The organism is Chroococcidiopsis sp. CCALA 051 (genome assembly GCF_003015105.1).
In the GTDB taxonomy this organism is placed as follows: Bacteria; Cyanobacteriota; Cyanobacteriia; order Cyanobacteriales; family Chroococcidiopsidaceae; genus Chroococcidiopsis; species Chroococcidiopsis thermalis.
This window is the reverse complement of the sequence record NZ_PYCI01000184.1, coordinates 1-11,457: the sequence shown is the minus strand read 5'-3', so window position 1 is coordinate 11,457 and position 11,457 is coordinate 1. Positions and strand designations below refer to the sequence as shown.

The window sequence follows — 11,457 nt, the reverse complement described above, 5'->3', positions numbered from 1 at the left end:
TGTCTCCCTTGTCCCCCTTATCTCCCTTGTCCCCCCTGTCCTTCCCTGCTCGTGCGCTCGATCGCTCCCCATGATCTGGAATCGCCATCACATTTTGTCTCTAGAAGATTTTACGCCGGAAGAATACAACACGGTGTTGCAGACCGCTGCAAGTTTTCGAGAGGTGTTGACGCGGCGGACGAAGAAAGTCCCAACCTTACAAGGACAGGTGGTAACGAATTTATTTTTTGAATCTTCGACTCGTACCCGCAGCAGTTTTGAATTAGCAGCCAAACGTTTATCGGCAGATACGCTAAACTTTACCGCCTCTACCTCTTCTTTGACGAAGGGGGAAACAATATTAGACACGGCAAAAACCTACTTGGCAATGGGAACCGATATGATGGTGATCCGCCATCGAGAAGCGGGAGTTCCTCAAGCGATCGCAGCTGAAATGGATCGCTTGGGTGTCCGCGTCGGAGTCTTGAATGCTGGGGACGGACAGCACGAACATCCTTCTCAAGCTTTACTCGATCTATTTACAATTTGCACTCTGCTCGATCCCGATCGTCCGCGCTTGGAACTGTTACAGGGGAAAAAAATTGCGATCGTCGGGGATATCCTTCATTCACGGGTAGCGCGATCGAATATCTGGAGCTTAACCGCTAGCGGGGCAGAAGTCCACCTCGCCGCACCACCGACATTGTTACCGCAGCTGTTTGGGGAGTTTGTTGGGGAACAGGGACGAGCTGGGAGCAGGGACGAGCTGGGAGTAGGGGAACAAGGGGACAAGGGGGACAAGGGAGACAAGGGAGACAAGGGAGTAATTCCAGCCACTAATTACCAATTACCAATTACCAATTACCAATTACCAACTCGCAAGCTATTCCTTCATTGGCAAATCGAACCTGCATTACAAGATGCAGATTTTGTGATGACGCTGCGGTTGCAAAGGGAACGCATGACGCAGCATCTTTTACCAAGTATTAGAGAGTACCATCAGTTATTTGGGATTACGCGCGATCGCCTACAACTTTGTAAACCTGATGTTAAAGTTTTACACCCAGGTCCAGTTAATCGTGGTGTAGAAATTAGTTCCGATCTGATGGACGATCCCCAGTTCAGTCTAATTTCCCAGCAGGTAACCAGTGGGGTAGCGGTGCGGATGGCGCTGTTGTATCTCATGGGTGGTGGTAAGGTTTAGATCCCCCAACCCCCTTAAAAAGGGGGCTAAGTAGTTTGGTCTAATCTATTGACATTCTTTTTATTTCGATTAAACTAGAAATATGGAAAATAAAGATACGGCTCAGTACGCAGATATTTTTGCGGCGCTGGGGTCGGAACCTCGGTTGGAAATTATGCGGCTGCTGTTTGCTGCTTATCCAGAAGGGAAAACGGTAGGGGAAGTTCAAGCCGTGCTGAATATTCCTAATTCCACCTTGTCGCACCATTTGGAAAAGTTACGACATGAGGGTTTAGTAACTTCCAGACGCGATAAACAGTTTCTCTGGTATTCAGCCAATGCCGCAACGATGGAAGATTTATTGTCCTTTTTGTACAACGGTTGCAGTATTCGCCCACAGGCTTTATCTACAAATAAGGCTTACGAGACTGCGGAATTAATTCACAATGAATCTATTCAGGCAGGATTTATGTTTGAAGGATTTTTGCGATCGCTAGAAAGTTTTTTCGGCAGTATCTTTCATAAAATTGCTCTACCTATAGGATTTGAAAGATTTACCCAACAGTCAATTCAAGCGATTATTTTGGCTCAGTACGAATCGAAGCGTTTAAAACATCATTATATCGGTACAGAGCAGTTATTACTCGGTATAATCGGCGAACAAAGTGGAATGACTACAAGAGTTCTGACTGCAATGGGAGTCAATTTTGAGAATACTAGAGCTGAAGTAGAAAAAAGAATTGGTCAAGGCACGGGTTCGCCGCCAGAAATTCCTTTTACCCCAAGGGCAAGACAATGCTTAGAACTCGCCCTAACAGAGGCACGAGAATTCAAACATCGTCATATTGGTACGGAACACTTATTACTAGGAATTCTCCGTGAAGGGCAAGGAATGGCGGTAATAGTGCTGGGAAATTTAGGCGTAGATCTGCAAAATTTGGAACAGCGGTTGAGAACGGAAATGGGCAATTGAGAGAGACTAGAGGCTAGGGGAAGAATTACCAATTCACAATTCACAATTAATAGACCTCTTGCCTCTCGCCAACTACTAACTACCAACTACCAATTACCTATTGCGATCGCTCTTGAGTGACGGCGGCGAGTTTTGTTAAAGACTCTGCCATTGCCATTGCTTGGGCTGAAGTTTTGCTAGCGATGCTTGCTGCTTCGACAATAGCTCGCTCGGCTGAAGTTGAAACTTCTGACTGGTTAGCTGCAACTTGAGAAACTTGTTCAAAAAAGGCAATCATCTGTAGGCTGAAGGCAACAATTCGATCTAGCTTTTGCTGAGTTTCTGCCCTTAATTGCGGATTGAAAATTGCTTCCGAACCGTCAATTGCGATCGCGGCTTCTTTTGTTTCCGCTTGAATGTTGGCAACCAAAAGTTTAATTTGGCTAAATTCTGTCTCCAATTGCTGAAGTGAAGAGAGTATCTTCTCTGACATAGAAGTAAATTCTTCACCTCTGCCGTTGCTAGTGCGGGAGACAGCAAACTTAATATTCATCGTCTGCAACTGAAGTTGATACATCACCTGAGCGATCGTCTCCATCATCCTCGGTAGCTTTTGAGTGGCGCGATCGAGGCGATCTAACTTCTGGGTAACGTCTATAATTGCCGATTGGGTAGCAACAATCGTATCTACAGCTTGACTGACAACCCGATCGGCAGTTTCTACTGTTGGCTTGGCTTGCTCAACCTGCCGTTCTGCTTCTTGGACGGTAGCAACGATTTTTTCCGTGACTTGAGCGACAGCCTGGACGCGATCGTAGGCAAGTGTAACCGAGTCCATTTGGGCGATCGCTTCTTGGGAAAGAGTTTTGACAGAGGTTTGGCTACTTCGCAGCAGTTCTGATATCTGACGCTGAAGTCCCTCTTTTTGCTGGCGTTCCTCTTGAGATGTCGCTGTAGCCGTTTGATAGGCTCGATCGATTTGGTTGAGCAACCTAGCATGGTCGAGGGCAAATCCGACTTGAGTAGCTAATTGGGTAAATAGATCGATCTCCCATTGCTGCCAATGGCGCGGCTTGGCACACTCATGAGCGATTAACAGACCAAACAAGCGATCGTCCTTCAAAATCGGGGCAACTAAATTCGCTCTGACGGCAAACGGTTCTAGCTGTTGCAAATAGCATTCGCTCAAATCCGCAGCATAGATATCATCGATCGCGTTTACCCTTCCCTGCTGATATTTTTCAACATAACCATGTGCAAAACACGGGTCTTGAATTTGCGCCCACATAGCTTTAGGAAATCCTGGTAAGACCGATTCGGCGATGACCGTACCGTACCAGTCAGCGTCAAAACCATACACCAGCACGCGATCTGTTTTTATCGCTTTACGGGCTTCCTCAACGGTAGTTTTGAGAATGTCCTCTTCGTTGAGCGAGGCTCGAATTCGGCGCGTTACCTGTGCAAGTAATTGACTGCGAGAACCCTCAGCATCGATACGTTGTAACAACCTAGCATGGTCGAGGGCAAATCCGACTTGAGCGGCTAACTGGGTAAATAAATCGATCTCCCATTGCTGCCAATGACGGGTTTTAGCACACTCATGGGCAATTAATAAGCCAAATAAGCGATCGTCTTTGAGTATGGGTGCAACTAAATTTGCCTTGACTGCAAATGGTTCGAGTTGTTGTAAATAACACTCGCTTAAATTAGCAGCATAGATATCTTCGATCGCATTTATCCTACCCTGCTGATACTTATCTACATAATCTTCAGCAAAGCACGGGTCTTGAATTTGCGCCCACATAGCTTTGGGAAACCCTGGTACGACTGATTCAGCGATGACCGTACCGTACCAATTGAAGTCAAAGCCATAAACGATGACCCGATCTGTTTTCATCGCTTTACGGACTTCTTCAACGGTAGTTTTAAGCATATCCTCTTCGTTGAGCGAAGCTCGAATGCGACGGGTAATATCGATCGATAGCTTGGCTTGCTTGGCTTTCGTATCTATTTGTTCGAGCAAATCAGCGTGTTTGAGCGCAAACCCGACTTGTGTTGCTACATGGGCAATTAAATCGATTTCCGAGTGCTGCCAGGAGCGTGACTGCTTACACTGATTGGCGATTAATAAGCCATATAGCCGATTGTCTTTGATAATTGGCGCGCTCAATTGTGACGCGATCGCGAATCTCTCTAGTAGTCCAATCCGAGCATCAGGCAGATCCGCTTGATAAATATTATCAATTGCCTGCACGCGACCGTGGCGATATAACTCGATGTTTTCTCCTTGGAAAAAGTTTGTATCGATTGTCGCCCACAACATTTTGGGATAGCTCGATGCTACCGATTCTTCTACAAAAGTTCCATCCCAGTCGAGTGAATTCGGAATTCGGAATTCGGAATTCGGAATTCGGAGTTCGGAATTTTTTCGGTCACGATCGAACCGAAAAATTACGACGCGATCGGCTTTGAAGGCTTTACGGACTTCTTCTACAGTCGTTCTCAGGACATCTGCTTCCGATAGCGATTCCCCGATCTGGTGCGCGATCTTCATCAAGATTCTGGCACGTTCGGCTTCAGCTTCTTGCTGCCATAACAGTTTTGGCAATTGTTGTTCGATCGCGCTGATATTTGACTCTAGGGCAACTAATTCGTCTTGACCAGCAACGCGATCGCGAGCATCTAGATCTTCTTGACTCAATCTATTGACTAATTTAGTAGAAACTGCTGTAGCATCTAGCACTGGACGAATAGCACGATGCACTAAAAAAAATGCGATCGCCGCCGCCCAAGCTGCGATTAATCCAGTTTCCAGGACTTGCGATTGTAGTTGCCGTTGCAGGGCATTTTCTGTTGTGGTTAACTCAGTGACATTTTGCTGTCTGGCTTGAGTAACTTGTTTGTGAATTGCCTGAGTTCCCAAGTAATTCGTCGTACCAACTACTAGTGCTGGAAGGGCGCTAGCAACAACAGCCGCGATCGTTGCTTTCAATTTCAAATTCCACGATCGCATCTGCTGAATTGGTCGTACCGTGTTACTTTTCTTCAAGTCCCCTTGATGAGATTCTGTACCCAGAGTGTTACTAGAATTTGCCTTACCATTTTTGGACTGAGGAAAGGGATCTTGAGTCTTAGGCATATTCTTTCAGTTGTCAGTTACCAGTTATCAGTACAGACGTTACATGTAACGTCTGTACAAAGTTGTCAGGTGTCAGTTATCAGTTGGGATAATTCATGCTCAGTTGTTAACAGTCTTGACTTTTAACTTTTGACTTTTAACTTTTGACTTAAAAATAGCCTATCGCTTTAATCGGTCGCTGGTTATCAATATGGTTGTCGATTCTTTATTTGTTTGTTGGCAATTTTTTAGGTTAAACGACCGTCTTCCATATCGACAATGCGATCGGCAATATCGAGAATTCTGTTGTCGTGAGTCACCATCAAAATAGTACATCCTTGTTCTTTAGCTAGAGATTGCATGAGTTCGACGACATCGCGTCCCGATTGCTTGTCCAATGCGGCTGTAGGTTCGTCTGCTAGGACGATTTTTGGATGGTTTACCAAAGCACGCGCGATCGCAACTCGTTGTTTTTGTCCTCCAGAAAGATTGTCTGGATAGTAATCAATTCGATGACCCAAACCTACAGTTTGTAATATAGTTGTCGATCTAGCCTCAGCAGATGATGGAGATAGATCGCGGTTTAATTCCACTGACATTTGTACGTTTTGTTTTGCTGTTAAAAATCCTAATAAATTGTGAGCTTGAAAGATATAACCAATTTGCCGACGAAATTTTACTAGCTGTTTTTCACTCGTACCAAAAAGTTCTTTGCCTAAAATTTTTAAACTTCCTTCTTGCACGGAACGCAAACAGCCAATTAAAGTTAGTAATGTCGTCTTACCCGATCCTGATGCTCCAGTTACAAGGGTAATTTCTCCAGGGTTAATTTCTAAATTAATATCAAATAATATCTGTTTTCTAAGTGCCCCTTTACCGTAGTAATGATTGAGATTATGGATAGCGATCGCAGGTTCTTTTTTCATTTGCTTAGAAAATATCTGCTGGGTCGGCAGAGCGCAGTTTACGCACCGCAATAAAACCAGAAATAAAACACATGAGAACCGTTAATAGAAATACCATGACTGCTCGACTAGCAGTCATAAAAATTGGCAGCAAAGTTGCGTTTCTAGCTAAATTGTATTGTAAAATTGCAAAAGCGAACCCAGGTACATAACCCAAACTGGCTAAAATCAAAGCTTCTTGAAAAACGACTAACAATAAATAGGTTTGAGTATAACCCATTGCTTTTAAAGTAGCGTATTCAGATAAATGATCGGAAACTTCGCTATAAAGAATTTGATAAACAATGACGGTTCCGACAATGAAACCCATAATTGTTCCGAGGGTAAATATAAAGCCAATTGGAGTACTGCGCGCCCAGTAGTCTTTTTCGTAATCGATAAATTCTTGTTTAGAAAAAACTTTGACATCATCAGGTAAATATTGCCTCAGCTTTTCTAAAACTATCTCAGCATTTGCCGCTGGTTTTAATTTAATGACACCTAGATCGATTAAGCCATACTTTCGATCTTTGAATAAGCGCAAAAAATTTTGATCGCTGGTAATCAAATTTCCATCAGAACCAAAAGATGCTCCTAATTCAGCTATTCCTCCTACCTTAATTCGTCTTCCGCCTACCTCGGCTGTAATCTTTTTCCCTTGCTCGAACTCAGAAGCGATCGCGCCAAACTCCGGTCGAGAACCGCGATCGAAGAGGACGACATCGGGCAATTTAATTTTTTCTATATTTTGTTGTACCCCTGGTAAATTGAAAACTTTATCTCTGGGATTAGTTCCAATAACTAAAACCTCAGCTAGCGCTCTAGTCTCGGGGTTTTTCCATTCAGTCAAGCCTAAATATATAGGATGTACGGATGCAACTTCTGAAAGTGCTAAAGTTTGATATAAGCGTCTTTGAGAGAAGCTTTCTAAAAAATTGATGGCGTTAGATTGAGGGTTGATTAAGACAATTTCGCCATCTAAACTAGAATGCAAACGCACGTTACTATCAAATAAAGCTTGCTGAAAAGCTAGTTGCATAAACATGAGAATATCAGCAAAGGCAATTCCAGCTAGTGCAACTAGCAGCCGAGGCTTTTCCCTAGTCAATTGCAACCAAGCTAACGGAATTTTGCGTTTAATAAATTTTCTCATTGGTAATTGGTAATTGGTAATTGGTAATTGATAAAATTCTGATGATTTGGGTATGAAAGGGTTTAAGTGCAAAACTCTTTGTTTTTTCAGGGATATTCGAGAAACTCGCTCCTACTTGAATAGGGTGGATTTACCACGCCTAATTCGCTATGAAAAGAGATTTTAGGTGAACCCGCCCCTAAGATTTCTTTCCTATTACCCATTACCTATTACCCATTTCCAAATCAAATATTAATTTTGACAATAACTTTGGCGTAGGTAAGACCGGAAACTCGTTGGCTGGCTTCTGGGGGTAGACCGACTTTGATTTCTACAACTCTGGCATCGACATCGGCGGCGGGATCGCTGTCGAGTGCGTCTTGTTTACCGATCTGCCTGCCAACGTCAATGACTGTACCTCTTAGTTCTCCAGCGAAGGCAAGATTCTCGCTTCTGATTGCGGCTTTTTGACCGAGGCGGATTTTACCAATGTCTTCTTCTAAGACTTCGGCAATGGCAATCATTTGCTCGGTACGTCCCATTTCAGCAATGCCTGCGGAACCGATCTTTTCTCCGGCGCGAGTGTGAATTTTGAGAATTTCACCGTCAGTTGGCGCGCGCACGTAGGCGAGTGCCATGTCTGCTTGAGCTTGTTTCATCGCCGCGATCGCTCTGTCAATTTCAGATTGTGCCAGTTGCACGTCTACAGGACGAACTTCTTGAATTTGATTTAACGTGGCTTTTGCTGCTTCAATTTGCCTTTCCAGCGTCGCGATCGTCTGTTGGCGAGTCGATTGTGTTTCATTTAATTGTTCGGTAGCAGATTTAGCCTTCAAACTGCGGCGATCGAGTTCTTGAGAGGAGATCGCACCGTTTTGATACAACTGCTGGTATCGTTGCAAATCGATCGCGGCGTTACGTTGCTCGGCTTCTAGGCGGGCGATCGCTGCTTGTAAGATTTGCTGTTGTCCGGCGAGTTCGGCTTGCAGGCGGGCGATTGTTGCTTGCTGTGCCTCAATTTCTCCAGTTTGCGCCCCTGCTTTGACTTTGGCTAAATTTGCTTGAGCGACTTTGACATCTTCCTTGGCTTTGGCTAAAGCTGCCAAAGCGCGATCGCGGTTATCTAAAACGGCTATAACATCACCGCTACGTACTCTTTCACCCTCTCTTACCATCAACTGAAGTACTCTTGCTCCTTCCAGAGCAAAGGAAGAACTAGGGGCAGATAATTGAATCACATCTCCACGCGGCTCTAAACGTCCCAAGGCACTAACAGCATTTATCTTTGGGGGTTTTTGAGTTACGGGTGCAGGTGCGGAGGTTTGACTCTGCTGAAATTTACTCAGCGCCAAAGCTCCCGTTGCTATTCCCAGAATTAGAGCTAAGGCGATCCGCCACCAACCCTTGGGTTTCGCACCTGATTCCTCCTCGAACTGAGTTTTCTTTTCCCTAACGGTTGACATGATGGATCGATTGTTACGCTCGGATATTGTTTTCCCGCGCCACAAAGCTAAGATGAAGCAGGCTGCGATCGCTTCTGTCTCATCGTAGGGAATGTCTGACTACAGTAACTATGCAAATTTTTCTACCTTATTTGATATTTTTTTCGCTGTTGTAGTTTTAGTTGTTGTAGAAAGGCAGAGGGCAGAAAGAATTTATGAAGAGTAGGTGAGTGTCAAAATGATTACTGGTATCAACCACATCACGCTATCAGTATCAGATTTAGACCGAGCTTTTGTGTTTTACACTCAAGTCCTGAGCTGCAAGCCAGTGGCACGATGGCGGCGTGGTGCATATCTTCTAGCTGGCAATTTATGGTTGTGTTTATCTTTAGATCGGCAAGCAAGACAAGGCGCGTTACCAGAGTACACTCATATAGCATTCAGTATTGCCGAACCAGATTTTCAGAAAATCGAGCGTCAAATCTCTGATGTTGCTACCATTTGGCAGCAAAATAGTAGTGAAGGGCGATCGCTCTATTTTCTAGATCCAGATGGGCATAAGTTAGAAATTCATGTTGGAGATTTGCAGGCAAGAATTGAGGCAGTAAAAGCACAGCCTTACGAAGGAATGGAATTTTTTATTTAGAGTGGTAATTAGTAATTGGTAATCGGTCATTCTTCACTACTCACTATTCACTAGACATTGACTCATTTAAAGTGATAAGAACTAGAAAACAATTTGCTCAGCACTGGCTTAAGAGCGAGAAAGCTTTGGATCGGATCGTACAGGCGGCGGAGATTCAACAAGGCGATCGCATTTTAGAAATTGGTCCTGGTACGGCTGTTTTAACTCGGCGGCTTTTACCTCTCGCCTCATCTGTAGTAGCGGTGGAGATTGACCGCGATCTCTGTCAGTTGCTAACACAAAAATTAAAGAAAGTAGAAAATTTTTTACTATTGCAAGGTGACTTTCTAAATTTAGATTTAGCGACTTTATTAGCTCCACTGCCAAATTTTCAAAAGCCAAATAAAGTTGTTGCTAATATTCCGTACAACATTACTGGTCCAATTCTAGAAAAACTCCTGGGTACAATTGCCGAACCTAACCCAGAGCCATATGAATCAATTGTATTGTTGGTGCAAAAAGAAGTGGCAGATAGACTATATGCTAAACCTGAATCGAAAGCATTTGGGGCTTTGTCTGTCAGAGTGCAGTATTTAGCAGCCTGCGAACAGATTTGTATTGTCCCAGCAGGAGCTTTTCAACCACCACCAAAAGTAGATTCTGCCGTGGTACGGTTGCGTCCGCGAACGTTGTCAACTGTAGCCAACAATCCGAAGCAATTGGAAGCTTTAGTCAAAATCGGTTTTAGTGCCAAGCGGAAAATGTTACGAAATAATCTAAAAGCAATAGTCGATAGCGATCGCCTCAACCATTTACTGCAAGAATTGAATATAAACCCCCAAGCCCGCGCTGAGGATTTAAGCGTGACTCAATGGGTAAATTTGAGTAATGGGTTAGGTGATGGGTAGTTGGTAGTTGGTGGTTGGTAGTTGGTTGATGGTGAGTGGGCTTGTGGCTGGTGACTAGTGGAACCAGACTCAATTCTTGTCACTAGTTCCACTAGTCACTGATAACTGAATAACTGATAACTGATAACTGATAACTGAATGCGTTCCTATTCTCTGATTGCTCCGGCAAAAATAAATTTGTATCTGGAAATCTTAGGCGATCGCCCAGACGGATATCACGAATTGGTCATGATCCTACAAAGTATCGATCTGGCTGACAAAATCGATCTGCGGGCAATTAGTACCGATACAATCCGCGTTCACTGCGATAATGCCCAAGTTCCAGCAGATAAGAGCAATCTCGCTTATCGCGCCGCCGAACTGATGGCGAAACAATTTCCAGAAAGTTTTGCTCAATATGGCGGGGTAGAAATTACGATTCACAAAAAGATCCCAATTGCGGCTGGTTTAGCAGGAGGATCTAGCAATGCTGCTGCCGTTTTGGTCGGCATAGATTTATTGTGGAAACTGGGACTCACGCAATCGGAATTGCAGGAACTCGCAGCCCAAATTGGTTCTGACGTACCTTTTTGTATTGCAGGCGGAACAGCGATCGCCACAGGACGGGGAGAACAGCTTTCTCCTCTCCCCAGTCTCGATAATTTCTACGTCGTTCTCGGTAAACACCGTAGTTTGGCAGTCTCTACAGTTTGGGCGTATTCAACCTATCGCGCCACCTTCGGTCATACATACACGAGAAATATTCAGAACTTAGAATCTCGCGCTCAAGCCGTCCACTCAGGTTCGATGGTGAAAGCGATTATTCATGAAGATGGAGCAGAAATTGCCCAAAAACTGCACAACGATTTAGAAAAAGTCGTGTTACCAGAATACCCAAAAGTTTCGCAACTGCGACAAGCATTTCAAGACAGCGGCGCTAATGGTGCGATGATGTCTGGTTCTGGTCCCACGGTATTTGCGTTATGTACTTCTTTAGAACAAGCTCAGCAGGTACACCAGCAAGTCCGCCAAATCATCCCCGATCCCGATCTAGACTTATGGATTGCCCGAATGTGTAGTGGGGGAATTCAAGTCAGTTAATAGGGAGCGCACGAGCGCACGAGCAGGGAAGAAGGGGACAAGGGGGACAAGGGGGAACTCGCTCTTCCCCACGACCGAAGGGAGTGGGGATTAG

Annotated in this window: 9 protein-coding genes; 5 read left to right on the top strand and 4 right to left on the bottom strand. The window is 44.5% G+C overall.

The genetic code is table 11. The features are described from left to right. Positions 1-70: 70 nt before the first annotated feature. Both C7Y66_RS28125 and C7Y66_RS28120 read left to right on the top strand, forming a co-directional pair. Entirely contained in the window at positions 71-1,183 is a 1,113-nt protein-coding gene (locus tag C7Y66_RS28125; protein ID WP_106548093.1) for an aspartate carbamoyltransferase catalytic subunit, read from the top strand. A gap of 82 nt (positions 1,184-1,265) precedes the next feature. Further along, on the top strand, positions 1,266-2,135 hold the full coding sequence (locus C7Y66_RS28120; RefSeq protein WP_106548092.1) for a helix-turn-helix transcriptional regulator: 870 nt from the start codon (positions 1,266-1,268) through the stop codon (positions 2,133-2,135). 97 nt (positions 2,136-2,232) lie between these two features. Here C7Y66_RS28120 and C7Y66_RS28115 read toward each other — a convergent pair whose 3' ends face one another. From C7Y66_RS28115 to C7Y66_RS28100, 4 genes are all read right to left on the bottom strand, one after another. Then, positions 2,233-5,253: a GAF domain-containing protein gene (locus C7Y66_RS28115; RefSeq protein ID WP_106548091.1), complete on the bottom strand. Its 3,021-nt coding sequence runs from the start codon at positions 5,251-5,253 to the stop codon at positions 2,233-2,235. Positions 5,254-5,480: 227 nt separating this feature from the next. Further along, the gene (locus tag C7Y66_RS28110) at positions 5,481-6,158 is read right to left on the bottom strand and encodes a DevA family ABC transporter ATP-binding protein (RefSeq protein WP_015155470.1); all 678 of its coding nucleotides are present in this window, start codon (positions 6,156-6,158) and stop codon (positions 5,481-5,483) included. A gap of 4 nt (positions 6,159-6,162) precedes the next feature. Then, a complete protein-coding gene (gene devC / locus C7Y66_RS28105) occupies positions 6,163-7,329 on the bottom strand; it encodes an ABC transporter permease DevC (protein ID WP_199197690.1) in 1,167 nt (388 codons plus the stop codon). Positions 7,330-7,553: 224 nt separating this feature from the next. Next, positions 7,554-8,771 (bottom strand): HlyD family efflux transporter periplasmic adaptor subunit, encoded by a 1,218-nt coding sequence (locus C7Y66_RS28100; RefSeq protein WP_106548090.1) that lies wholly within the window; start codon positions 8,769-8,771, stop codon positions 7,554-7,556. A gap of 217 nt (positions 8,772-8,988) precedes the next feature. Here C7Y66_RS28100 and C7Y66_RS28095 point away from each other — a divergent pair, with 217 nt between their 5' ends. The 3 genes from C7Y66_RS28095 to ispE all read left to right on the top strand — a co-directional run bounded on the left by C7Y66_RS28095 (position 8,989) and on the right by ispE (position 11,363). Then, positions 8,989-9,396, top strand: a complete 408-nt coding sequence (locus tag C7Y66_RS28095) for a fosfomycin resistance glutathione transferase (RefSeq protein WP_106548089.1) — start codon at positions 8,989-8,991, stop codon at positions 9,394-9,396. A 71-nt stretch (positions 9,397-9,467) separates the two neighbouring features. Continuing rightward, the gene (gene rsmA / locus C7Y66_RS28090; RefSeq protein ID WP_106548088.1) at positions 9,468-10,283 is read left to right on the top strand and encodes a 16S rRNA (adenine(1518)-N(6)/adenine(1519)-N(6))-dimethyltransferase RsmA; all 816 of its coding nucleotides are present in this window, start codon (positions 9,468-9,470) and stop codon (positions 10,281-10,283) included. Between the two features lie 138 nt (positions 10,284-10,421). Next, positions 10,422-11,363 carry a 4-(cytidine 5'-diphospho)-2-C-methyl-D-erythritol kinase gene (ispE, locus tag C7Y66_RS28085; protein ID WP_106548087.1) on the top strand — a complete coding sequence of 314 codons (942 nt, stop codon included), beginning with the start codon at positions 10,422-10,424 and terminating at the stop codon, positions 11,361-11,363. The last annotated feature ends 94 nt before the right edge of the window (positions 11,364-11,457 follow it).